General features: G+C 49.8%; 19 protein-coding genes, 5 tRNA genes and 1 pseudogene. 7 read left to right on the top strand and 18 right to left on the bottom strand.

The window, feature by feature from the left end; translation table 11 throughout:
* The 5 genes from OCV62_RS09430 to OCV62_RS09410 form a co-directional block, all read right to left on the bottom strand.
* Positions 1-1,074: a lysylphosphatidylglycerol synthase transmembrane domain-containing protein gene (locus OCV62_RS09430; RefSeq protein ID WP_262586286.1), complete on the bottom strand. Its 1,074-nt coding sequence runs from the start codon at positions 1,072-1,074 to the stop codon at positions 1-3.
* A gap of 85 nt (positions 1,075-1,159) precedes the next feature.
* Entirely contained in the window at positions 1,160-1,843 is a 684-nt protein-coding gene (locus OCV62_RS09425) for a hypothetical protein (protein ID WP_262586284.1), read from the bottom strand.
* Positions 1,844-1,853: 10 nt separating this feature from the next.
* Positions 1,854-2,903 (bottom strand): glycosyltransferase family 2 protein, encoded by a 1,050-nt coding sequence (locus tag OCV62_RS09420; RefSeq protein ID WP_118497525.1) that lies wholly within the window; start codon positions 2,901-2,903, stop codon positions 1,854-1,856.
* Positions 2,904-3,040: 137 nt separating this feature from the next.
* On the bottom strand, positions 3,041-4,429 hold the full coding sequence (gene mgtE, locus OCV62_RS09415; RefSeq protein ID WP_262586282.1) for a magnesium transporter: 1,389 nt from the start codon (positions 4,427-4,429) through the stop codon (positions 3,041-3,043).
* 452 nt (positions 4,430-4,881) lie between these two features.
* A complete protein-coding gene (locus tag OCV62_RS09410; protein ID WP_262586423.1) occupies positions 4,882-5,193 on the bottom strand; it encodes a Dabb family protein in 312 nt (103 codons plus the stop codon).
* A gap of 318 nt (positions 5,194-5,511) precedes the next feature.
* On the opposite strand from OCV62_RS09410, the gene hcp reads away from it, so the two are divergent.
* Complete coding sequence (gene hcp, locus OCV62_RS09405; protein ID WP_334308295.1) at positions 5,512-7,089, top strand: hydroxylamine reductase; 1,578 nt, start codon at positions 5,512-5,514, stop codon at positions 7,087-7,089.
* A 155-nt stretch (positions 7,090-7,244) separates the two neighbouring features.
* Here hcp and OCV62_RS09400 read toward each other — a convergent pair whose 3' ends face one another.
* Together OCV62_RS09400 and OCV62_RS09395 are read right to left on the bottom strand one after the other, a co-directional pair.
* Entirely contained in the window at positions 7,245-8,120 is an 876-nt protein-coding gene (locus tag OCV62_RS09400) for a DUF368 domain-containing protein (RefSeq protein ID WP_262586279.1), read from the bottom strand.
* A 192-nt stretch (positions 8,121-8,312) separates the two neighbouring features.
* On the bottom strand, positions 8,313-8,936 hold the full coding sequence (locus OCV62_RS09395) for a DUF4317 domain-containing protein (RefSeq protein WP_262586277.1): 624 nt from the start codon (positions 8,934-8,936) through the stop codon (positions 8,313-8,315).
* 271 nt (positions 8,937-9,207) lie between these two features.
* Here OCV62_RS09395 and OCV62_RS09390 point away from each other — a divergent pair, with 271 nt between their 5' ends.
* From OCV62_RS09390 to OCV62_RS09380, 3 genes are all read left to right on the top strand, one after another.
* A complete protein-coding gene (locus OCV62_RS09390) occupies positions 9,208-10,248 on the top strand; it encodes a hypothetical protein (protein WP_262586275.1) in 1,041 nt (346 codons plus the stop codon).
* 318 nt (positions 10,249-10,566) lie between these two features.
* The gene (locus OCV62_RS09385; protein ID WP_262586273.1) at positions 10,567-11,172 is read left to right on the top strand and encodes a GDSL-type esterase/lipase family protein; all 606 of its coding nucleotides are present in this window, start codon (positions 10,567-10,569) and stop codon (positions 11,170-11,172) included.
* Between the two features lie 33 nt (positions 11,173-11,205).
* A complete protein-coding gene (locus OCV62_RS09380; RefSeq protein WP_262586271.1) occupies positions 11,206-12,351 on the top strand; it encodes a hypothetical protein in 1,146 nt (381 codons plus the stop codon).
* A gap of 182 nt (positions 12,352-12,533) precedes the next feature.
* On the opposite strand, the gene OCV62_RS09375 is transcribed toward OCV62_RS09380, so the two are convergent.
* The 5 genes from OCV62_RS09375 to OCV62_RS09355 all read right to left on the bottom strand — a co-directional run bounded on the left by OCV62_RS09375 (position 12,534) and on the right by OCV62_RS09355 (position 17,080).
* A complete protein-coding gene (locus OCV62_RS09375) occupies positions 12,534-13,727 on the bottom strand; it encodes an ROK family protein (protein WP_262586269.1) in 1,194 nt (397 codons plus the stop codon).
* Between the two features lie 186 nt (positions 13,728-13,913).
* Positions 13,914-14,462 carry an ECF transporter S component gene (locus tag OCV62_RS09370; protein ID WP_262586267.1) on the bottom strand — a complete coding sequence of 183 codons (549 nt, stop codon included), beginning with the start codon at positions 14,460-14,462 and terminating at the stop codon, positions 13,914-13,916.
* Between the two features lie 142 nt (positions 14,463-14,604).
* Positions 14,605-15,399, bottom strand: coding sequence for an energy-coupling factor transporter transmembrane component T family protein (locus OCV62_RS09365; protein WP_262586265.1), 795 nt, complete (start codon positions 15,397-15,399; stop codon positions 14,605-14,607).
* Entirely contained in the window at positions 15,396-16,244 is an 849-nt protein-coding gene (locus OCV62_RS09360) for an energy-coupling factor ABC transporter ATP-binding protein (RefSeq protein ID WP_262586263.1), read from the bottom strand. Before OCV62_RS09360 ends, OCV62_RS09365 begins: the two co-directional genes overlap by 4 nt.
* Positions 16,226-17,080: an ATP-binding cassette domain-containing protein gene (locus tag OCV62_RS09355; RefSeq protein WP_262586261.1), complete on the bottom strand. Its 855-nt coding sequence runs from the start codon at positions 17,078-17,080 to the stop codon at positions 16,226-16,228. Before OCV62_RS09355 ends, OCV62_RS09360 begins: the two co-directional genes overlap by 19 nt.
* A gap of 674 nt (positions 17,081-17,754) precedes the next feature.
* Between OCV62_RS09355 and OCV62_RS18455 the strand changes: the two are divergent.
* Both OCV62_RS18455 and OCV62_RS09350 read left to right on the top strand, forming a co-directional pair.
* A pseudogene (locus tag OCV62_RS18455) lies at positions 17,755-17,919 on the top strand (aminotransferase class I/II-fold pyridoxal phosphate-dependent enzyme); the annotation flags it as partial.
* 285 nt (positions 17,920-18,204) lie between these two features.
* Positions 18,205-19,422, top strand: coding sequence for an aminotransferase class I/II-fold pyridoxal phosphate-dependent enzyme (locus OCV62_RS09350; protein WP_334308294.1), 1,218 nt, complete (start codon positions 18,205-18,207; stop codon positions 19,420-19,422).
* 78 nt (positions 19,423-19,500) lie between these two features.
* On the opposite strand, the gene OCV62_RS09345 is transcribed toward OCV62_RS09350, so the two are convergent.
* Positions 19,501-20,898: an MATE family efflux transporter gene (locus OCV62_RS09345; RefSeq protein WP_262586255.1), complete on the bottom strand. Its 1,398-nt coding sequence runs from the start codon at positions 20,896-20,898 to the stop codon at positions 19,501-19,503.
* 128 nt (positions 20,899-21,026) lie between these two features.
* Here OCV62_RS09345 and OCV62_RS09340 point away from each other — a divergent pair, with 128 nt between their 5' ends.
* Entirely contained in the window at positions 21,027-22,604 is a 1,578-nt protein-coding gene (locus OCV62_RS09340) for a glycoside hydrolase family 32 protein (protein WP_262586252.1), read from the top strand.
* A 260-nt stretch (positions 22,605-22,864) separates the two neighbouring features.
* Here the strand turns inward: OCV62_RS09340 and OCV62_RS09335 are convergent.
* From OCV62_RS09335 to OCV62_RS09315, 5 genes are all read right to left on the bottom strand, one after another.
* Positions 22,865-22,948 (bottom strand) — tRNA-Leu (locus OCV62_RS09335).
* 30 nt (positions 22,949-22,978) lie between these two features.
* Positions 22,979-23,052 (bottom strand) — tRNA-Asp (locus OCV62_RS09330).
* A gap of 23 nt (positions 23,053-23,075) precedes the next feature.
* Positions 23,076-23,149, bottom strand: a tRNA-Ile gene (locus OCV62_RS09325).
* 45 nt (positions 23,150-23,194) lie between these two features.
* Positions 23,195-23,266: transfer RNA gene (locus OCV62_RS09320), tRNA-Glu, on the bottom strand.
* 90 nt (positions 23,267-23,356) lie between these two features.
* Positions 23,357-23,429 (bottom strand) — tRNA-Asn (locus tag OCV62_RS09315).
* Between the last annotated feature and the right edge of the window lie 177 nt (positions 23,430-23,606).

Raw genomic sequence — 23,606 nt, 5'->3', positions numbered from 1 at the left:
TTACGCAGCCTGCTTCCACCCGCTCTTTCCTGCCTTACGCGCCATCCTCCAGAGCACGGTTGCAAGCCCGACCGCCATCGGCACATAAAACGACGCCGCCCTGCTGACGATCATCGACACAGGTAACGTCCCTCCGATGAAAATCTGTGCAAACGCGCTCCGATACACGAGCTCCGTAATTCCCTGCGCGCCGGGCACCGGAAGCATGTCCACTGCCAGCGTCACCGCCGCCTGTAAAAAGACGACGCTCCACAAATTTGTCCCGAAAAGCCCCATTCCGCAGTACACCAGCCAGGTAATCACAAATGCGCTGTTTCTCTGCACAAAGGTCAGTGAAAATGCTGCCGCAAGCCGCCCCGGATGCTCTTTTAAAAATAGGACTGCCCGATGATATTCCTGCACGAAGCACCGCACCTTTTCCTGTCTGCCTGCGCTTCCCGAAGCTTTCCACAAATGCAGTTTCACGAACAATCGGTCAAAAATATTTTCCCCTGCGATTATCCATTGCGGCAGGACAATCATTCCAGTCACGACGAACGTGATCGCCAGATTCAAAAACAGCCCCAGAAGATACAGACCGAAATATCCGCCAAGATATTGCCGCAGCATTTTCCCCTGAAAAATCAGCAGAAATGTACCGATACAAACTAACACCAGCTTATAGCACACCGCTGTGACCATCAGTACGACCGTACTGCTGCTGACGCTGTTTCCATCCTTCTTCATTTCATAGAGCTGCATCGGCTGTCCGCCGGTCGCGGACGGTGTGATTCCGGAATAAAAAAATCCGAGAAACGAATAGCTGATACATGTCAGAAGTCCGCTTTTTCCGCCTGCTGCCCCAAGCAGAATCCTTATGATCGTCCCTTCCATACAGACAAAGAAAAGGCCGAGTGCCACCGCCCCGGCCAGACTCATTCCCCGCATACTCTTTACCGCTGCCCAGATCTCCTGCGGCTTCTGCCCGCTAAAGCAAAACCGCAGCGTGAGTACCATCACCGCCAAAAACAGCAGTGTCTCCAAAAAATAATTTTTTCGTCCGCCTGCAGGCGTATCTTTTTTTCGAGCCTTCATATTCCTCTCCATTCTACAGGCACGCAGCACCCCAAAACATGTGCGCGCCATGACTGCGCTGCTGCGCATGCAGCACGAACATCCATCAATTCATCGCCGGACGCGGCCGCCAGTCACGACCCGTGCCAGCAAATTCCGATGCCGCTGCAGTTCCTACCGCGCAGCCCGCCTCCGAAGCCACGACCGCTGCGCTGCCCTCCACCAGCTCTGCCAGTGTCCCCTCGAATACAAGCGTTCCCACACAGCTGTCTTTTCCCAGCTGTTCATACACATCCCGCGGCGTGACAAGGGGAAACGGCTTTTGCCATTCCTGCAGGCCGACCTTCTGGGTTACACGCGCCAGCCACGACGAACAGGTGTCGTGATTTTTCTGGTCAAAGGCGATTCCAGCTAACAAAAACAAAAGCCCGATCACCATATAATGATGGGTAAAGCGTCGTTCCCATTCCGTCTTTGCCTCCTGCTGCAGCGCTTCCCTCTGTACTTTCGTACATGCCACGCGGCAGACCTGATAGCGCGCGGTCGGATATTTTTTCAGAATTTTTTCCCGATTTTCCCGTTCAAAACCTGCAAACAGCGGAACCGCCGGATTGCGCCTGCCAATGCTGTAGGCTTCTTTCAACTCCGGATCGAAGCCCAGCACGACGTGCACATAATTCTGCCCGATCACTCGGCGAATGATCGAAGCGAACAGACCAGGCGTGTCTACAAAGCCAACGTAGATTGCGGACTGCGCCGTAGCATTATCCTGCTTTTTCCTATTCTTCATCGCCGCACCCTCACTGAAACTGCCAGATCCGGCGCGCCATGCGGTATCCTCCGATCACCACCGCCGCCCCAGGCGCACCTGGCAGACAGGTCAGACCGCTGATGCTGCCAAGCCGCAGCCTTCGATAGAGCTTCGGATTCTCTTTTTTTAATGACTGCCAGAGCTTTTTTCTGCGCTGCCGCCCTTCTTTTCCGAGCATCAGCAGATGGATCGTGGAAATCGCCATCATAATCGAGCTGTTGCGGTAGAGATAGCGGCGCAGCTTCGGTTCAGTGTTCTGCACCGCGTCCGACCCGACGAACCGGTTGCCGAGCTGCGTCACGAGAATCTGCTGATCGATGCGCGACACGAGCACTTTTTCGTTAACCGACTGATCCTCGCGCCCCAGATAATAATGGTACAAATCCTCATTCAGATAATAAATCCGCTGCACGAACGGAAGCGGGCAATTTGCAAACAGGTTGTCCACATAAAACGTATGCTCCGGAAGCTTTAACCCACAGTCATACAGCACTCCCGTCCGAAAAATCAGCGCATGCATGACAAGATACTGTTCCGGCGAAAAACAGCCGATTTCGTCCCACCTGCAGATTTTTTGCTCGGGAAAAAGATTTCCGTAGCGGACTGCTTTCGTTTTTCCCTCTTCCAGATGATCGTATACATAGTTGCAGACAACCAGGTCGGGGCGTTTTTCCTCCTTTGTCCGGCACCAGAAACGCAGGACGCTCATCAGCTTATGAAATGCAGCCTCATCCAGCCAATCGTCCGAATCCACAACCTTGAAATAAATTCCGTTTGCAAGCATCAGCCCTGCGTTGACACCGGAACCGTGCCCGCCGTTTTTCTTGTGCACAACCCGAACCACATCCGGGTATGCACGCGCATACTGATCTGCAAGCTGTCCGGTTCTATCCGTCGACCCATCATCCACCAGAATAATTTCCAGCCCGTCGCGCTCTTTTAAAAGGGATTCCACACACCGTTCCAGATAGCTTTCCGAATTATAGCAGGGCACTGTCACCGTCAGGCACTTTCCTTCCTTTTCTCTATCGATATCCATAAAAAAACCTCCGCAGTCGTTTGTTTCATTTGCCCTTATCATAAAGGCAAATTCCAAACAGCCGCAGAGGCTTTTCCGAAATTTTTTCTAAACAAAAGCTTATTTTTCTGAAGGAATTTCTTAATTCTCCGTAAGAATTAACCCGCCATATGGAAGAACTCGATCAAAAACAGCCAGCTCAAGCCGTAGTAGGACACTACCGCAACAAGGTCGTTGATGGTCGTAATCAAAGGACCGGAAGCAACTGCCGGATCGACCTTGATCTTTTTGAAAAACAGCGGAATACACGTACCAACCGCGCTGGAGATCAGCATTGCCAGAAGCAGGGCGACACCGATGCATGCAGATACCGCATAGGAAAAGACGAGGGTCTTTCCTTTGATTGCAAAAATATAGAGTCCGATCAGTACAAAGGACATCAGTCCCAACAAACCACCGTTGCATAAGCCTATCCTCATTTCCTTAAAGACAAGCTCTGCCTTCTGCTTGCCTGTCAGGGATTCGTCCATCAATACCCGGATCGTCACAGCCAGGGACTGTGTACCGACGTTACCTGCCATATCCAGAATCAGGGACTGGAAGCACATGATGATCGGCAGCTGCGTCACAACTGTCTCAAACATGCCTACAACCGACGAAACAACCATGCCGAGAGCAAGCAGGATCAACAGCCACGGCATTCTTTTTTTCATGCTTTCCTTTAACGGCTCCTTGAGATCCTCTTCTGCCGTCAAACCAGCCAGCTTTGCGTAATCCTCGCCCATTTCGTCATCAACCAGCTCGATGATGCTGCTGGATGTGATGACGCCCAACAGGCGGTTATCGTTATCCAGGACAGGAACCGAATCCTCAGAATAATCCTTCAGGCGTTCGATACACTCGTCGATCTCTTCCTCCGCATATACATACGGATAAGAGGTTACAACCAGCTCCTCAAGCGGATGATCCTGCCTTGCAATAATCAGGTCTTTTAAGTCGATGGCACCGAAAAATTTCTGCTGGCTGCTTACGACAAAAATTGTAGAAATATTATCGTTTTTGGCTGCCTGACAGATCAGGCTGCTCATTGCTTCCTTCACGGTAACATTTTTCTGGATGATAATACAGTTAGTGGTCATCCTGCTGCCGATCTCATCCTCATCGAAGGATGCGATCACTTCGATATCGTGGCGGACATCGTCATCCAGCAGATCGATCAACAGACGCTTTTTGCCTTTATCGAGCATGCGCAGTACTTCTGCCAGCGAGTCTGTCTCCATTCCTGAAAGGATCGCCGCAGCCTTACGCGGTTCCATTTCTTTTAAGTACTCTGCTGCTTCATCTGCTTCCGTATATTCTAAAATATCCGAAAGCATATCCTTATCCAGAATCCGGTACAGCTTGCAGCGTTCCTGTACCGTCAGCTTTTTGAGAACTTCCGCAAGGTCATTGGCATGGTAATCCTCCAGTCGGCTGCTCATCACCGCCGGGGAGGTATTGCTCCGGATAATGTCAATGATTTCTTGAGTATAGTCCTTTGTCTCCATCTCTCCCGTCTCCTTTCTTCTCCAAACTTGCACACAGAGACACCATCTTCTGCATAAATCACGCAACAAAAAGAAGCCCCTTTGCGTTGATCCACGCCTGCGGCATCTTCTGCAACCTGCTTTTCACCTGACTTGTCGTGCTATTGGGATTCCATAGGACAGGAACAATAGAAACTCTATCGCCATGAAGAAGAAAGAACTGAACAGAAAAAAGGCTCAGAACGAAACGGATCTGCTGCGTCTCTGTGCTTTTTCTGCTTCCCATCCTATGCAGCGACTTCGCCCGTGAGCATCGCAGCTATCCATTTCATTCACCTGCCTTTGTCTTTGAATTTCTAAACACTATAAATTATTATAAACATCAAATTTTGAAAAAGCAATGGCATTTTGCCACTTTTATTCCTGACAATAGAATGCTCGCAGAGCGTGCATTCTATTGTTGCATCCCTTTTTCAGGCCTCTGTCACCTCATAGTCCATGCACACGCGGCATTTCACGTTCGGGCGCACCTTGCCGTCCGCAACCGCCACATGGGCCGGATGTACGGAATAGCCTTTCAGGGAAGCTGCATCTGCAAAGCAGGAATCCAGCATCAGATCCGCATTGGAAGAAGAAAGCCCTTCTGTATGTACCTGAATGGAAAGCAGACCGGGAATCTGCCCTGCAAGCCCTTCCAGACCAGCTTTAATGCCCGCCTTGATTTCCGTTTTTTCTTCTTCTGTAAAAGAATCCTTTAACTGCCATAAAATCACATGCTTTACCATTTTTCTCCTCATTTCTGCGCACGCTTTTTGCGCATGCCGAGTTTGTGTCAAGTGCGCGCAGACACAAATCTCGCGATTGAAAAATTTTATTTTTCAATCTTTCTCCTTTGTGTTTCTTTTCAAACAATTCCATTTTCATAGAATTATACCCGTTTTTTCTTTTTCTGTACACAATCTGATAAAGGATTTCGTATATTTTTCTTCTCCCGTTTCATACTAATCCGGAAACAAAACGCTGTGTGTCGAACGCTCTGCAATTTGAGGCCATTTGGCGTACAGCGTTTCAGAAAAAAGAAAAGGAAGATGCTTATGTCAGATATGTTCTGTTTTCAGTGTCAGCAGACTGCCGGAAATACCGGCTGCATCAAAACGGGCGTCTGCGGCAAGCAGCCGTCCACAGCGCTTTTGCAGGATCTGCTCGTCGAAGAACTGATCCGCCTTTCGCATGCCGCCATGGAGGCAGGGGTGCAGACAGATTCCTGCACCGCCCTTTTGGCCGATGGTCTTTTTACCACCCTTACCAATGTCAACTTCGATGACGCTTCCATCAAGCGCTTTACCGACCGCGTCCGGGCAATGCGCAGGCGCCTTGACAGCCCCGGATCGGAGAGAAAGGAACGCTTCATCGCCCCTCTCTGGGAGGGCGACACCGACACCGTTTCCTTGCGCTCCACGCTTCTGTTCGGCTTAAAGGGCATGGCTGCCTACGCGCATCACGCAGCTCGTCTCGGCTTTCATGACCCGGAGGTGGACGGCTGGTTTTACCGCGGGCTCACCGAGCTGACCAAAACGCATTCCGCCGAAGAATGGCTTTCCCTGATTATGGAGTTCGGCAGGGTCAACTATCGCTGCATGAAGCTTTTGGATACCGCCAACACGACCGCGTTCGGCAATCCCGTTCCGACACGAGTGCACACGGACATCAAAAAAGGTCCCTTCATCGTTGTTTCCGGGCACGATCTGGAAGACCTGCACCAGCTTCTCGAACAGACGAAAGGAACCGGCATCAATGTTTATACCCATAGCGAAATGCTTCCTGCCCACGGCTATCCCGGTCTGAACCAATATCCGCACCTTGCAGGAAACTTCGGCACCGCCTGGCAGAGCCAACAGCAGGAATTCCAGGACATCCCCGCCCCGGTGCTGTTTACGACCAACTGCCTGATGCCGCAGCGTCCCAGCTATCAGGATCGGATTTATACGACCTCCGTCGTTGGTTATGAGGGACTGACTCATATTGAAGCTGACGAACACGGGCATAAGGATTTTTCCCCGGTCATCCGTCATGCCCTGCGCCTTGGCGGCTATGAACGCGACCAGAGCATGAGCGGCATCAACGGCGGGCACATGCTGACGACCGGCTTTGCTCACGCTGCCGTCCTCTCCTGCGCCCCGCAGCTTGTCGAAGCAATCAAAACCGGCGCGATCCGACACATTTTCCTCGTCGGCGGCTGCGACGGCGCACATCCCGGCAGAAATTACTACACGGAATTTGTCAAACAAGCACCGATGGATTCCATCGTCCTGACCCTTGCCTGCGGCAAATACCGCTTCAACGACCTCGACCTCGGAGAAATCAACGGCATCCCGCGCATTCTCGACATGGGGCAGTGCAACGATGCCTACAGTGCGATCTACGTTGCGCAGGCCCTCGCCGAAATCTTTGGCTGCGGCATCAACGAACTGCCTCTGACACTCGTGCTTTCCTGGTATGAACAGAAGGCGGTCTGCATCCTGCTCACCCTGCTTGCCCTTGGTGTCAAAAATATATACCTCGGTCCGACCCTGCCCGCCTTTTTGTCCGAATCTGTCGTGCAGCTTCTCGTCCACCGCTACTCACTGACGCCAATCACCGCTGCGCCACAGGATCTCGACGCGATCCTCGGGCGGGGATAATGTACGCTACAGTGGTCTCCCGTCCGGAGGGCTTTTGTATCACAGGACACACGTTTCTGTGATAAACAATAGAATGCACGCTCTGCGAGCATTCTATTGTCATGAAAAAAACGTGCAGCCTTTCTCCTATCCGGAGACAAGCTGCACGCTGTTTTTCAGGCTTTCTTTCCCTTTTCTTTTGCAAACTGCATGCCCAGCACCAGCGCCAGTCCGATGATGCCGGCAATCCAATGAAAGCTGGAGAAAGTCAGCGGAGCCTGCGCTTCTTCCAGCGTTGTCGGTCCCATCACGATTGCATAGAAGGAGCCCACCATCATGCCGACGATGCAGTACAGCGTCTGGGGGCGGAAGCGCTCCAGGCAAACCTTGATAATCTTTACAACACTACATGCTCCTGCTACGATACCAAGTCCAAAGAAGATCAGGTTCGGTACATAGGAAAGCTGCAGCCCCAGCGCTGCGCGGATCGCAGAAATCACCGGAATGTATACACCGAAGATCAAAAGCAGGGTGGAACCGGAAATACCGGGTAAAAACATCGCAGAAATCGCAATCATTCCGATAAAGAACAGTTTAATCGCATTTCCGAGCTGGAAGTGGCTCAGATCCATCGAAGAGGTTCCGGCTCTGCCGTTTAACCAGGTGATCCCAGCCACCAACACAATACCTAGGATCAGGAATAAAATGCCCTTGCCAAACTGCTTGAAGCCATCCCTTTCTTCCCGGATGATCAGCGGAATCGCGCCCGCAATAAATCCGATAAACAGAGAGCTTACCACATAAATATGACTTTCGAACAGCGCTGACAGGATGACAACCGCAAGCCCCATGCCGATGATCCATCCGATACCCAGTTTGATCAGATAGGCGATTGCTTTTTTCTTATCTTCCATCTTGCCAAAGGCAAGGTCATGGACCGAACCGATAAACTGGTCATAAAACCCCATAATAAAGGCCACCGTACCGCCGGATACACCGGGAACGCTGTCCGCCAGCGCCATACAAAAGCCTCCAATTGCTTCTTTAATCATGAATATCCTCCTAAAATTTTCGTTTTTCCAATTACATCTTTCCCAGAATACCTTAACTACTGGCTCCTGTCAACCGCTGGCAGCTCTGCGCAGATATTCTTTACGCAATCTTTACGCAGCTTCCCAAAGCACAATAAAATACTGTATCATCAGCATACAGGAACGGACTGCAGCTTGCTGCGTCACTGTTTTCTAAGGAAACAGCTTTTTCATCAGCTCTGTCTGGGATGCCATTGCATTTTTCTGAAAAATATCGATTCGATGGATTTCTGTACTGCGGTCAGAAAAGGCAGGGAACAAAAAGCCCCACTCCGGTTCACCAGGCTCGTATTCGCCCTCCAGCGGACTGATCGTGCACACTAAAAAATCGTACACCTCTTCAGACTCCCACAGACTTTCCTTGTCGGACGCTTTGAGCGGGACGTCATAGGTTCCGTGAAACAAAAAGACCGCGTAATCTTTTCCAACGCTCTGATAATGCTCACCGACCAGTTCATAAAACGTTTCGTTCAGGGCGTCATTTTTGAGCCTCGCCTCCCGCATCGCCATCAACAGCTGCCACAGGCTTCCGGGCCTTTCCTGTGTCGGTGAAAATTCGTATTCTTTTAGCTGTTCATTTGTCTTCGAAAAAGGAACCGCCTTTGCAAGCGCGAGGTTCTTCGCCTTTTCTTCCCCGGAAAGCTTCAGAAAATGTATGTTAAAGCTTCCGTCCAGAAAGCCGTCCTCATCCATATATCCGCCCGCGATCCGATTCATGCAGGTGCGGCTCGGTGTCATCCGTCTGGTCAGTTCCAGCATATCTTCCCTGTTGATCATTCTGAGTTCCCCATTCCTCAAAAAATTTCCGGTTGCTTCCAAAGTCTGTTTTGCCCGGCAATCCGTTCACCCGCGCCATTCATGCGCGCCCGTCCGTTCACCCGCTTCCTGTAAAAAGCCACGAGTGAGCTTGTAATCCATAGTGTACCAGAATCTCTTTTTTCTGACAACTTTTCTTGCTTTTTAAATGGGCTTATTATATGATGAAACTATCTTGATACAGGTCTGTTTTCCTGTACTGACACGGATTTTATTGAACGGAGGCTTCCTTATGAAAATGCACAAACATTTCGGGCTTGTTTTAACAGCCTGTCTGGTTCTGTCCCTGCTCTTTACACCGGCTTTTCTGCTTCCTGCGCAAGCAGCTAATACAGTTACCGTGCAGGGTAAAGTCATGTCCGGCACCACCGGCAGCCTTTTGCTGCTGGATACCCCCCAGGGCAAAATGGAGATTAAGATCGATAATGCCACTGACACCACTGCCGGTAAAATCCTGCTGCCCGATCAGGCAATTTCCGTCACCGTTACCGGCGGCAACGACGGCTATCTGCATGCAACTAAAATTTCCACCGGCAATCAGATCGGCAATGTCATTGTAGATACCAACAACACAGTTGACGTCACCGGAACCCTCAACAAAAATACAAAGGACAACGATCTGCATCTGGATACTCCTCAGGGTGAGATGATCATCCGGCTGGATCCTTCTACCGAGATGGGCAGCTGTGCCTTCCTTGTTTTAAACGGCAAATACCGCATTACCTGCGGACGCGGCTCTGACGCATATCTCCACGCTGTAAAAATCGCGGACGCTTCTTCTGCAGCCAATACCTCTGCATCTGTAAACGGCGATAACTCTGCTTATCCGTTCATAAACGGCACGGTAGATTCCAAAACGACCAACAACCTGCTCTATCTCTCCACCACCGGAGGCACGATGCAGTTTGTAATCGACAACAATGCAAACACCTTAAAGGGTCTGATGATGACAAGTGGACGTTCCCTGACCGTTTATTATTACCACGGCAATGATGGCTATCTACACGCCGTTACCACAGTCGGCGCAAGAAGCAGCTCCTCGGCTTCTGTCAATACCGCTTCCACGCTGACCGCCACCGGCACGGTAAACGGGAACTCAACCGAAAATATGCTTTTCCTCGATACACCTCAGGGACAGATGGAAATCAAGCTCGATTCCGTCAACGCAATCAACGGCTGCAGGGTTCTGGTCACCAACCAGCGCATTTCCGTTACCTGTGCGTCTGGCTCCGACGCCTATCTGCACGCGGTTACGATCACTGCAATACGATAGAATGCACGCTCTGCGAGCATTCTATTGTCATGAATAATAAAAGTTACAGTTCACTCTGCGAACCTTCTATTGTCAAACATAAACCGGCTGTACAATTCCGGGACACGCTATTTACAGCCTGTCCCGGTTTTCTTTTTATCGTACACAAAAATCCGTTTATGTGCGTCCAGAATGCTGTTTCTCTGCATCCTGCTTTCGTTTCCATGACCGCATTGCGACATTATTTTTATACATCCTAAGGAGGTTTTTCATGGACATAGAATTTTACAACAAACTGAATCAGGCTCTACATGGAGATGCGGGAAAATTGACCGGGTTATGCGTTTTCGCTATCTCAACGAGTTCGTCAAACCCGGACAGATCCTGTTTGCAGGCTCCAGCCTGATGGAACAGTTTCCCATCCAGGAATTTATCGCGGATTTTGACCTTCCGCTGACCATCTATAACCGCGGTGTCGGCGGCTTTACCACATCGGAAATGCTCGCCTGCATGCAGGACTGCGTTTATGCGCTCCGTCCCGCCTACATTTTTATCAACATCGGAACCAACGACTTAAACGATCCCGCCTGCACGCCAGACGTTCTGCACAACCGCTATCGCACCATTCTTTCCGGCATCCGCGAACATCTTCCACAGGCAAAGCTGTTTCTGCTCGCCTATTATCCGGTCAATCCGGAGGTCGCCGCCGCAGGCATGAAAGAAGTGTTAAAAGTCCGCAACAATGACTGTATCTGCCGCGCCAACGAGATGGTAAAAGAGCTCGCCGCCGAGGTCGGTGCAGCCTACATAGACGCCAACGATGACATCAAGGATGAAAAGGGACAGTTAAAAGCAGAATATACCGTAGAAGGGATGCACATGTACGCAAACGGCTACAAAGCGGTGCTCGACCGGCTGCTTCCGCACCTTTTAACGTTAAAGTAATAAAAATACACTTTAGAATGGAGCCTTCAACCAATGTACACAAATACGACACAATATTTACGTGCTCTCGCCTCCGATCTTGTCCATGGCTGCCGCCGCACAGCTGCAGACGGCACTGTGATTTATACCCCGGACGGCACTGCCAGCTATGACGGACTGTGGCTCCGCGATTTTTCCTATATGGTGGAATACGCAGGCTTCGCCATTCCGGATCAGGATATTGTAAACTGCATCCGCTATGCGGTCCGTCACCGCCGTGCCGACGGATGGATGCCAGACCGGGTGACGACAGACGGTCTGGCTGTTTACGCCGCCGGAATCGCTGCAGCTCCCGTCGGAGAAGCGAATCTCGACAATACACCGTTTTTGATTTTCACCGTAGACAGCCTTTCCAGACGGATGGATCCGGAAGCCTTTCTGCCTCTGTTTACCGAATGGGAGGCCGATCTCGAGCAGGGATTGTTCCTGCTGCCCATCGACGAAAACGGTCTGGTCTACAATGACGTTCAGAAACCCCATTCTCCTTACGGCTTCACCGATACCATCGGCAAAACCGGCACGCTTTACATGGAATCCCTGCTCTACTGGCGCGCCTGCCGCATGATGGAACACATGTGCAAAACCTACGGTGTCGGAAATCCGGACCACTTCGCAGAAGCTGCCGAATCTGTCGAGCGCTCCCTTTCCCTGCTGTTTGATCCTGCTGCCGGCGCTTTTTATGCCGCAACAAAAGACTGCCATCAGTACGACATCTGGGGCATGGCGTACATGCTTTACATCGGCTTTCCCTGCTCTACGGACGAAAAACAGGCGGTTCTCTCTTTTCTGGGAAAAAATTATGATGCCTGCGTCTACCGCGGTCAGGTTCGCCACCTCTTAAAAGGACAATACTGGGAGCGCCTGCTGATCGATGTCGAACCTGAGACCTACCAGAACGGTGCTTACTGGGCAACTGCCTCCGGCTGGATGATCTGGTGTCTTGCACAGCAAAATCCCGCTCTCGCCGTCCGCACCTTAGAAGACGTGGTTTCCTGTTTCAAAACCGACGGCTCCTTCGAGTGCATAAACGAGGGCTATGAAAAGCTGCCTCTTTTCGTCGTCAGCGCAACCAACGTCTGCGGAGGATTCGAACGCACGATTTCGGATTTCCCTGAATTTGGTGCCGGAAAGATTGACTAAGCCTGCAGCACCAGACTTTCAAAAACCTGACCATCCTGCAAAACGTTTTTTATCCTATAGAAGCCGGATTTTCTTTGCGATAAAAAAGCTGTCCTGTGATCCGTTTTTCATCACAGGACAGCTTTTCTTTTTTCATTCATGACAATAGAATGCTCGCAGAGCGTGCATTCTATTGTTGTGCCTCACAAGATTGCCAGGGACAAACGCGGCGTTTCAAATAAATATTCGAAAACATAACAGCATGCTCCCAATGCATAGTCATCCTCTAAAAGCTGTGCCTCTCTCAGCTCCAGCTTCGTTTCCATCTCGTTGATGTGATATTTTTTTATGGTTTCTTCCATGATATTCCAATATGTTGTCCCCTTTAACGGCTCACAGCTTGCAATCAGCACCATTTTGGGTTCCAGTATCTTGATCAGGTTCGAAATCGTGATCCCGAGATAAAAAGCAGCATCCTTTAAAATTTTCTGGCTGACTGCATCCCCATTTCGGGACAGCTTCATAAAATCCCGCATTGTATAATACGACTCGTTTTCACTATTTGTCAGTTCCTGATACCTGCGATTCAATGCCAGTTCTCCTGCATAGGCATCCAGACACCCGCGATTGCCGCAGACACACATCGAACCTTCTGCATTCAATACAGTATGCCCGATATAACCGGCATTGCCCTGTACCCCATCCATCAGTTTATTCTGATACATGTATGCACTGCCTATGCCGGAACGGATTCCAATATAAACAAAATCCGAATTGTCCTCCCGCATATACTTCTTCTTTTCTACAAGCGCCAGTAAATGCACGTCATTATTTACATAAACCGGAAGATGAAATTTTTCCTGCAGAATCCGCTGCAATTCAACATGCTCCCAGCCCCGGATTCTCGTGATGTGCAGGGATCTGCCTTCTGTCTTTCGAATCGTTCCGCAAATCCCGACACCGATCCCGACGATCCTGGGCCGCACAGAGGAAAATTCTTCCAGCAGATGCTCAAGCTCCCTGAGCATCCGCGCCAAAACCTCTTCCGCCTGCGTATCTATCTTAAACAGGATTTTCCGTCTGCCCACAATTTCCCGTTTCGCATTTGCAAGCGCGATCCGGATTGTCGGAAATTCAAAATCAATTCCAATCGCATACGCAGAATCTCCATTTATGCACAGCAACTGCGGAGGCCGTCCTCCTGTCGATTCCCGAAAACCGCCGTTTACTACAATTCCTTCTTCTTTAAAAGAATTGATGATCTCCAGGATCGTAGGACGACTCAGCAGTGTCTTTTCCGCAATTTTTTCCAGCGTAACAGGCTCAAAGGCCTGTATGCACTGCATTACCAGATATTTGTTCGCTTCTTTGATCACTTTCGTTGTATTTTTTTTCATTCGCTGGTTGGTCCCCCCGTTTTTGTCACTCTTAAACCAGTATTATTGTAACATTATTTTTTCCGCACTTCCACAACTATATCAGCAAACCAAACGAAAAATATTCTAAATTCGTTCATATTTTCTGGACAATGCAGTGTCTGACATTTGGGGGAACCACATGACATTTTATTTCTGTTTCAATATTCAGTGCTTTGCAGGATAGCGCATCGGCACGAGTCTGGCTTTCATCAGCGCAAATACGATACTCGGAACCAAAACAAGCTGAATCACCAGACCGGGCAGACAGGTTACAAAATATCCGGTTGCCCATGCTGCCAGGGAATAGCTTCCCGGCGAAAAGATCAGTGCTCTAAAGAGACCGGCGATCACACGACCGATCAACAGACCACAAACAAGGCTGATGTACAGATCCGCATAAATTTTTCCGGTGCGCACAAATTTCATGAACAGACCGCAAAGCAGGCCATACGCGCCAAGCTCCACCATCATGCAGGGCAGATAACCCATCGCAGGCATACCGGTCAGCAGGCTGGATAACAGCGGACCTGCCAGGCCGCACAGCAGACCATAAGGCCAGCCCACCAGCAGACCGCAAAGCAGTACCGGAATATGCATCGGGCAAAAAATCGCCCCTGCATTCTGAATGGAATGGAACGCCATCGGCAGCACCACACACAGCGCAATACATACAGCCGTAATCATTGCGCGTTTTACCTGAGACATTTGAGACATAACATTTCTCCTCCTTGAAAAAAATATCTATTACACACGACGCAGTCCCTCATCTTTTTTCAGACTGCGCTGCGGTAATTTTTCATTTCGATTTCATCCCTCTGATTTGCATTTCATCATGGGATTTTTCATGCATTATTTTCTATTTTTGCAGGAATACCTGCATAATCAAAAAAATCGCACTCGCGGCAATCGCCACATTCCCGTTGCGGTTTGGCAGTGATTTTTTCTTCTTTGTTCGCCGCCCCGGCCCGCGATAACCTCTCGCCTCCATCGCACACGCCAGTTCATCCGCCCGACGAAACGCTGCCAGAAACACCGGAATGACCAACGGCAGAAAGCTCGCCGCACGCTCTGTCAGCTTTTTGCTTTCAAACCGAGCCCCTCGTGCAGTCTGCGCCATCCGGATTGTCTCCGCTTCCTCTCCCAGCACCGGGATAAACTGCATTGCAACCCCCAGAATCATCGCGATTTCTTCCGTCGGAACACCGACCTTCGAAAGCGGTGAAAGCAGCTCCTCCAGCCCATGCGTGATTTCCATCGGCTCTGTCGTGATCGTCAGCACCATGCAGAAAACTAAAATCAATACCAGGTGAACGACCACCATCGCCCCCTGCCGGATTCCCTCCCGGCTCAGCCGGAAAATCCACCAGCCCCAGATGCAATGCTCCCCGCTGTAAAAAAACGCATTCATCAAAAAGATCACTGCTAAAAACCGACACATCCCTTTTTGTTGTTTTATCTGCTCCCGCAGGGATATCCCTGCCAGATACGATACCGTCAGAGCCGCTGCCGCCGCGGCGATACAGCCAAACAGCCCTTTGGACACGATCACCGCTGCAATCACCAGGCACAGCCCCAGCAGCTTTCCCTTCGCATCCGCCCGATGAAAAAATGTATTTCCGGGGCGATACTGCCCCATCGGCATCTGCATCATCTGTTTTCTCCTTTTTCCCCAGTCAACGCACCGATAATCTCGTCCCGCAGCGCCTCATAAGTAACGGGAAGCCCGCTGCCCGGCAGCACACCGTTTGCCCGCAAAAGCTCCGCGGTCTGCGCTGCTTCGCTGCCGAGCAGTCCGATCGTCCGAAGCGCCCTGCTGTCTCCCAATACCTCCTGACAGCTTCCATCCATTACAATTTTGCCCTGCTTCATTCCAATGATCCGTGCAGCATGCTGTGCCAGTGCGTCTACATTGTGGGACACCATTACAACTGATACGCCCTGCCCTGTCAGTCCTTCCAGAAATTCCAGAAACATCTCCCGCGCCATCGGATCCAGTCCGGCAAGCGGCTCATCCAGCATCAGAAGCTCCGGCTTTGTCGCCAGAACACCGGCGATCGCCACTCTGCGCTTTTCTCCGCCGGATAAAGAAAGCGGCGACTGATCTTTGATTTCTTCATAGGAAAATCCCATCTGCTCCAGCGCCCATCTGACGCGTTCCTGTTTTTCCTCCCGGCTAAGTCTGCTGTATTTCAGTCCGAAGCCCACATCCTTCTCCAAGGTCTGTGCAAAAAGCTGATATTCCGGATACTGAAATACCATTCCTACTTTTCTGCGCAGAACTGCCCGATCGAATCGTCTGGAAAAAATATTTTCCCCGTCCAGCAGAATTTCTCCGTCCTGCACCTCCAACAGTCCAGCCATCGCCTTTAACAGCGTGGTTTTGCCGCAGCCGGTGCACCCGACGATCCCGACAAACTCTCCTGCCCCGATTTGCAGGCTGACCTGATCCAGCACCCAGGCTGCTCCATATCCAACTGTTAATTTTCTGACTTCCATCTGCATAGCGCTTCTGCCAGCTCCTCTTTCGTCAGCGGGCATCGGTTCAGTTCAATTCCCGCCAGTTTTAAATCTTCATACATCCGAACTGCCATGGGCGGTACAATTCCCGCCTGTATCAACAGTCTGCTGTCCGTCAGAATTTCCCGCACACTCCCCTGTGCAAGGACGGTATTCGGATCCTTCTGTCCATTGGGACGTCCCATCAAAATCACCTGATCTGCCAACACAGCCTCTTCCACATCATGGGTGATCATAACAACTGTTTTTCCACAATCGCGCAGCTTTTTCATCTCTGCCAGTACTTCCCGGCGTCCTTTCGGGTCCAGCATGGAAGTCGCCTCGTCAAAGATCAGGATCTCCGGGTTCAACGCCAGCACCCCCGCCAGCGCAGCCCGCTGTTTCTGCCCACCGGACAAGCTCGACGGAGAACGCTTTTCATACCCTTCCAGCCCGACCAGTTCCAGCGCAGCTTTCACTTTCGATGTAACCTCCCGTTCCGGAACCTGAGCGTTTTCCAGACCAAAAGCGATATCCTCTTCCAACACAGAAGAAACAAACTGATTATCCGGATTCTGGAATACCATGCCACATATCTTGCACAGTTCCCATTTATTTGCAGGATTTCCTGCATTTATACCGTTTACAGAAAGATTACCGTTCTGAAGCGGCAGCAATCCATTCATCAGACGCACAAGCGTGGACTTTCCGCAGCCGTTGCATCCAAGGATCGCCGTCCATTCGCCCTCTTTCAGCTCTATATTCGCTTGTTCAAATACCGGAATGCTCTCCCCGTCCCAGAAATAGGAAAATCCCAGTCTACTCCCCTTTATCATCACTTTATTCCTGTCTGCAATCTATTCTGATGTCAAAAACTGCCGTACCGCCGCTGCACCGGTTTCGTTCAACTGCACCTGCTCTATCGTCGAAATTTCGCACAACAAAAGGGAACCTGTCTTTTTGAAAGACAAATTCCCTTCCTGGCAATTCTTTTCTTCATGATCCGGATCGTCCTGTGACCACCATGGTTTATCCCTATTCTGATAAGGATCATCACGATAATTGTTACGATCGTTTCCGTCTTTCTGCCGCCCGGCTCCCTTCGGAGAGACTTACCTGTCTTCTTCAAAAGACACCGGCAGATTTTCCGGCTGTATTACTTTCTTACAGCAAATTTTGTTTACCTGATATCGTTAGTATTGTAACAAATTTCATTCCAAAAGGCAAAGACTTTTTGCCTGCAAATCTTTCTGCGAATGTTCCCTTTGTTTAATTTTTAACTTTCGCTTTTTATCTTGAACCATTTCAATTTTATGTTATAATTCAATTCAACAGTATCCGGTTTTTATGGATCATTCCGTATTCTGTTTTTTTGAACTTTTATTCAATTTAAATTGCTTTTCATTTTTAAACTTATATTCACAATTTGAACTCTATGTTCAAGTATCATTCATGACAATAGAATGCTCGCAGAGCGTGCATTCTATTGTTTGTAGGAAAGGAGCCTTCTATGTCAAACATAGCCTATGAACTTTTTGCATCCCGTTTAAAAGAATCCATGAATCAGCAGCAAATGAAACCGATTGATCTTTTACATCTCGCGGAAGAACAGAATTTAAAGCTCGGCAAAAGCCACATCAGCCAGTATGTCAACGGCAAAACCATGCCCCGCGCTGAGATCCTGCAGTTTCTTGCAGATGCCCTCCAGGTCGATGCAGACTGGCTGGCAGGGCGCACCGGTTCTGCACAGGATTTCAGTTCAGAAAAATTGAACTCAGGCGGTACGAAGCTTTCGAGCGAGTTCAATTTTTGTCCTCATCCAGACACGGTCAACGGTTCCTCCGCCGCAGGTTCAGTTCAATCTTCTGCATTCTCCAAACGTTCCGATTCGGTTCAGAAGAAATCTTCTTCCCGTCAGGACGGTTCAGACTTTTCCGTTCCGTCTGCTTCCCAGCCGACGCTGTTTAAAAAGTCTTCCAAATTGAACAATGTTCTTTACGATGTCCGCGGTCCGGTTGTCGATGAAGCGGAACGGATGGAATCCTCCGGCGTTCAGATTTTAAAATTGAACATCGGCAATCCCGCCCCCTTCGGCTTCCGCACTCCCGATGAAGTCATTTACGACATGCGCCAGCAGCTGACGGAATGCGAAGGCTATTCTCCCGCTAAGGGACTGTTTGCAGCCCGCAAAGCAATCATGCAGTATGCACAGCTAAAAAATATCCCCAACGTCACCATCGAGGATATCTACACGGGAAACGGTGTCAGCGAGCTGATCAATTTAAGCATGTCCGCCCTGCTGGACGACGGGGATGAAATCCTGATCCCTTCCCCCGACTACCCGCTCTGGACTGCCTGCGCAACGCTTGCAGGCGGCAAAGCCGTCCATTATCTCTGCGACGAGCAGGCAGACTGGTATCCTGACCTTGCCGACATTCGAAAAAAGATCACGCGCCACACGAAAGCGATCGTCATCATCAATCCCAACAATCCGACCGGCGCGCTTTATCCGAAGGAAGTTCTGGAAGGAATCGTGGAAATCGCGCGTCAGCACCATCTGATCATCTTTTCCGATGAAATTTATGACCGACTGGTCATGGACGGCGGCGAGCATATTTCCATCGCATCCCTGGCTCCCGATCTGTTCTGTGTCACCTTCAGCGGTCTGTCCAAGTCCCACATGATCGCAGGCTTTCGAATTGGATGGATGATTTTAAGCGGCAACAAAGCCATCGCGCAGGACTATATCGAAGGCATCCGCATGCTCTCTAATATGCGCCTGTGCTCCAATGTTCCCGCGCAGTCCATCGTCCAGACTGCCCTCGGCGGCTACCAGAGCGTCAGCAATTATTTAACGCCTGGCGGACGGATTTATGAGCAGCGTGAGTGCATTTATCAGGCATTAAAGGACATTCCCGGACTGAGCGTTGTAAAACCGAAAGCAGCCTTTTACATGTTCCCGAAGCTCGACGTCAAAAAGTTCCATATCACCAACGACGAACAGTTTGCCCTCGATCTTCTGCGCGACAAAAAAATCCTGCTCATCCATGGCGGAGGCTTCCACTGGGAGCAGCCTGACCACTTCCGGGTCGTATATCTGCCCCGGATCGAGGTACTTAAGGAATCTGCGGACAAAATTGCGGACTTCTTAAGCTACTACCAGCAGAACCGATGCTGAAAAAAACCAGCCCTGCGGCACAGGAGCTTCCTGTCAGAACCTCCCGCCGTAGGGCTGGTTTTTCTCTTTCTCAGAACTTCAAACTGCGCTTTGAACATCACCTTGGTCCGATCTGCCCGAAAGCAGCTTTTTTCGCATATAAAGGTATCCCGGAATCAGCACAAGATCGGCGCCCATCCATGCCAGCACCTCTGCGAATAAAATTCCATTTTCTCCAAAAAGCACTGGTAAAATCAGCGTCGCACCGGTTCTCATGATAAATTCAAAAATTCCGGATACAAGCGGAATCACGGTATTTCCCATTCCCTGGATCACGCTGCGGACGATATGTAAAATATACAGTACCCATAAGAAGCTGCTCATAATCCGCAAAAAGCGCCATGCAACCACCGCAGCCTGACTGCCCTGGGCTGCATCTGAAGAGATGAAAAGTCCCAGAATATTTCGTCCGAACAGAAACATCAGTCCGGTAATGACAAAGGAAGTCAGCACACCGATCAAAACACCGATTCTGGTTCCCTCCTTGATCCTGTCTGTTTTTCCCGCACCGAGGTTCTGACCCGTGTAGGTAACCATTGCAAAGCCATAGGAGGTCGCTGCCACCTCAAGGATACCATAAAGCTTGCACGTCGCCGTGTAGCCTGCGATAAATGCAACGCCGAAGCTGTTTACCACAGTCTGCACGATCATGCCTCCAATGGCGATCACAAGGTTCTGAAATGCCATCGGTAGTCCAAGATAGATCAGTTTCCCGCAAAGTCCGGCATGAAGTCTCCATTTGGCGGCCTTCCTTTTTTCTGCAAGCACCTCGATCCGGCACAGCTTCCACAGACAATATGCAGAAGCAAGGGTCTGGGCGATCACGGTTGCAAGCGCTGCACCCTTTACGCCCCAGCCAAGCTCCAGGATAAAATATAAATCCAGCGCAATATTAAACAGCGCTGCGATAACACATGCTGTCAGAGGTGTTTTACTGTCTCCAAACGCCCGCAGCATAGCCGCAGTAAAATTATAGAGCATCATCAGCGGAATACCACCAAAGAGCACATACAAATAGTCCAGACAGATCGGGCGGATATCAACAGGAACCTGTAAAATCCCGACCAAACCAGGTAATCCGATCAGAATACCAACGGTAAATAAAATCGCCGCCACTACTGCCAGAAAAGACGCATGAAAAATGGTTTCCTGAAGCGCCTCCTCTTTTTTGGCACCAAACTGCTGGGAAACAAGGATGCCAAAGCCCTGGGTGATTCCCTGAATGGTCCCCAGAACCAGCCAGTTTATCGACTCTACTGTGCCGAGTGCTGCCAACGCATCCACTCCAAGTATTTTTCCCACAATGGCCGTATCAGCCACCGTATAAAACTGTTGAAATACATTTCCCAACATCAACGGCAATGCAAAGCTTAAGATCAGCATCGCCATATTTCCCTGCGTCATATCCATAACACCGGATTTGCCTTTTGTTTTCATCCTGTTTTCTACCCTTCTTTTTTATTTCACAATTTTCTGTGATATCCCACAGTACTTTCCACACTTCCCATATTGACTTTTTTCCGCCATTCATTTTATGATGAAGAAAAAAATTGGAGGATTTCCATATGCAGCTTACAATTAAGCATCCTTTTCTCTGTCTTCCGGTTGTATCCCACCCGAAAGATACCAGGGTCCTGAAACTTTTTGACGGCGAAAAGCTTCTTTTATGTGTTTATTTTCCTTTCGGAGAAGCCGCTGCAGACAACGGAACCTATTCCTACGAATATCTTTCCCCTCTGCCGGTTTCTGAATGGATGGGACGCACGCTGACCCTGTCTGCAGAGTTTCCTGCAGGTTTTGAAGACGCAGTTACTCAGACTGACGAGCTTCCTGTCTCCAGCGAAGTGCATCCGGCTGTCCACTTTACAGCCAACGCAGGCTGGATCAACGATCCAAATGGTCTTGTTTACGACAATGGAACCTATCACTTATATTATCAGCACAATCCCTTCGGTGTCAATTGGAACAATATGAGCTGGGGACATGCCACCAGTACAGACCTGCTCCACTGGACACGGCTTCCTGTTGCCATGCTTCCGGATGAAGAGGGAACCATCTTCTCCGGCTGCGGTCTGACAAACGAGCACAGGGATGAAATTCAGGCAGTTGCTGACAGCAACCTCTATCGAAGCCTTCCCAAGGATGCACTCCTGTTCTTCTATACCGCAGCCGGCGGCAGCCATGACAGCGCCTGTAGCGAGGGAAAAGACTACACCCAGCACACAGCATACAGCACCGATCATGGTCTCACTCTGCAGAAGCTTCCGGGAGCAGTTGTTCCGTTTCTCAAAACAGACAACCGTGACCCCAAGGTTTACTGGCACGAAAAATCCAAAGCATTTATCATGTCCCTTTACTTAAAAGGCACGGAATATGCCATCCTTCGTTCCACAGATATGCTCCACTGGGAGATCACTCAGCAACTGACTTTTGAAACTGCCAACGAATGCCCCGATCTGCGCCCGATTTCTACGCCGGACGGCACTGAAAAATGGATTTTCTATACTGCTTCCAGTGAATACTTTATCGGCGATTTTGACGGCTTCCGCTTTACCAACTACAGCGCCGGCAAACGTGCTTCCTATACAGAAATCGCTTATGCCGGACAAACCTATAATAACGCACCTGACCGCATCGTACTGATTCAGTGGCTGCGCACCCAGAATCCGGAACGTCTCTATACCGGCATGCTGACGTTGCCCCGTGAACTTGAGCTGATCAAGCAGGATGGTGAATGGATTCTTGCACAGCATCCTGTTCATGAATGGTTTGATGCAAAAAAAACAGCGAACACACTCTTCCACGCAGCTGACACCACATCCTGCCAGGCAGAGCTGACTTCTCCTGCAGCAGTTGGCATTGACGTATCCCTTGGCAGCACCGGCAAAGTTTCCTTCTCCATTTTAGGAAATGTCTGCGCCTATGATGCAGCAACCGGTATCTTTACATGTGCAGATAAAGCCACCCAGCTTCCTGCCGGCTTAACAGAGCTTCATCTGATCGCTGACCGCGGCATTCTGGAGCTTTCTGCTAAACAGGATACCGTCATTGCCTACTGGGAGCTGCCTGATGACCGTCCCTGTGGAACCATTACTGTCAATGCTGATACACCGATCTGTGCAGAAGCATGGACGGTTCAGTAAAAGCAGCTTGTATGAATTACAGGCATTTTCATAACAGATATCATTAATATAAAAAGCCGTCTGAGCAGAAACTATTTTCTTTCGGACGGCTTTTTGATCTTCCTGTGACAGACAATAGAATGCACGCTCTGCGAGCATTCTATTGTCATGAATAAAAAGTGAAACAAACGCTCCTTTGCTCCACTCAAAAATGCTATATTTTATAAAACAACAAAAAAATCCAATCTCAGCATATGCCAAAATCAGACCTTACAGAAAAGTGCTGGTAGCCGGACTTGAACCGGCACGGAGTTGCCCCCGAGGGATTTTAAGTCCCTTGCGTCTGCCTATTCCGCCATACCAGCATATAAAATTATAATTTCTTTTAAAAGAAACGACCCAGACGGGACTCGAACCCGTGACCTCCGCCGTGACAGGGCGGCGCTCTAACCAACTGAGCCACTAGGCCAAATAACTAACTAATTTCAAAAATGGACCTTCGGGGACTCGAACCCAGGACCGACCGGTTATGAGCCGGTTGCTCTAACCAACTGAGCTAAAGGTCCAAAACCCTTACGGGTACCTAATCAAACAACTTATGTTGTCAGAAATGACTCCGACGGGAATCGAACCCGTGTTACCGCCGTGAAAGGGCGATGTCTTAACCGCTTGACCACGGAGCCAGGTGATTACTGTAAAAGCAGACATACCTCTCACTGGATTTGCATTCCCAGAAGAAAACACAGGTCTTTTCGATCTGTGCTGCTTTTTAACTCCCCCTGTTGGACTCGAACCAACGACACTGCGGTTAACAGCCGCATGCTCTACCGACTGAGCTAAGGAGGAATAGACCCTTCGCTTGGGTCCTACCTGAAAGTATTTGTCCAGTTCCCTGTTTCATACCTTCAAAACTGAACACTGAAATCCTCTTTTGTATCTTTTACATCCATTCCCAACCTGTCAGGATAAGCCCTCGACCGATTAGTATTTGTCAGCTCCATGCATTACTGCACTTCCACCTCA

Source organism: Gallintestinimicrobium propionicum, assembly GCF_025567525.1.
Taxonomy (GTDB): domain Bacteria; phylum Bacillota; class Clostridia; order Lachnospirales; family Lachnospiraceae; genus Gallintestinimicrobium; species Gallintestinimicrobium propionicum.
Note: the sequence above shows the minus strand (reverse complement) of the source record. Positions and strands in the feature narration are given on the sequence as shown.

Bases quoted from the DNA above. Each gene is read 5' to 3' on its own strand.
- OCV62_RS09430 (WP_262586286.1), bottom strand. From the start codon at position 1,074: ATGAAGGCTCGAAAAAAAGATACGCCTGCAGGCGGACGAAAAAATTAT.
- OCV62_RS09425 (WP_262586284.1), bottom strand. From the start codon at position 1,843: ATGAAGAATAGGAAAAAGCAGGATAATGCTACGGCGCAGTCCGCAATC.
- OCV62_RS09420 (WP_118497525.1), bottom strand. From the start codon at position 2,903: ATGGATATCGATAGAGAAAAGGAAGGAAAGTGCCTGACGGTGACAGTG.
- mgtE (WP_262586282.1), bottom strand. From the start codon at position 4,429: ATGGAGACAAAGGACTATACTCAAGAAATCATTGACATTATCCGGAGC.
- OCV62_RS09410 (WP_262586423.1), bottom strand. From the start codon at position 5,193: ATGGTAAAGCATGTGATTTTATGGCAGTTAAAGGATTCTTTTACAGAA.
- hcp (WP_334308295.1), top strand. From the start codon at position 5,512: ATGTTCTGTTTTCAGTGTCAGCAGACTGCCGGAAATACCGGCTGCATC.
- OCV62_RS09400 (WP_262586279.1), bottom strand. From the start codon at position 8,120: ATGATTAAAGAAGCAATTGGAGGCTTTTGTATGGCGCTGGCGGACAGC.
- OCV62_RS09395 (WP_262586277.1), bottom strand. From the start codon at position 8,936: ATGATCAACAGGGAAGATATGCTGGAACTGACCAGACGGATGACACCG.
- OCV62_RS09390 (WP_262586275.1), top strand. From the start codon at position 9,208: ATGAAAATGCACAAACATTTCGGGCTTGTTTTAACAGCCTGTCTGGTT.
- OCV62_RS09385 (WP_262586273.1), top strand. From the start codon at position 10,567: ATGCGTTTTCGCTATCTCAACGAGTTCGTCAAACCCGGACAGATCCTG.
- OCV62_RS09380 (WP_262586271.1), top strand. From the start codon at position 11,206: ATGTACACAAATACGACACAATATTTACGTGCTCTCGCCTCCGATCTT.
- OCV62_RS09375 (WP_262586269.1), bottom strand. From the start codon at position 13,727: ATGAAAAAAAATACAACGAAAGTGATCAAAGAAGCGAACAAATATCTG.
- OCV62_RS09370 (WP_262586267.1), bottom strand. From the start codon at position 14,462: ATGTCTCAAATGTCTCAGGTAAAACGCGCAATGATTACGGCTGTATGT.
- OCV62_RS09365 (WP_262586265.1), bottom strand. From the start codon at position 15,399: ATGATGCAGATGCCGATGGGGCAGTATCGCCCCGGAAATACATTTTTT.
- OCV62_RS09360 (WP_262586263.1), bottom strand. From the start codon at position 16,244: ATGGAAGTCAGAAAATTAACAGTTGGATATGGAGCAGCCTGGGTGCTG.
- OCV62_RS09355 (WP_262586261.1), bottom strand. From the start codon at position 17,080: ATGATAAAGGGGAGTAGACTGGGATTTTCCTATTTCTGGGACGGGGAG.
- OCV62_RS09345 (WP_262586255.1), bottom strand. From the start codon at position 20,898: ATGAAAACAAAAGGCAAATCCGGTGTTATGGATATGACGCAGGGAAAT.
- OCV62_RS09340 (WP_262586252.1), top strand. From the start codon at position 21,027: ATGCAGCTTACAATTAAGCATCCTTTTCTCTGTCTTCCGGTTGTATCC.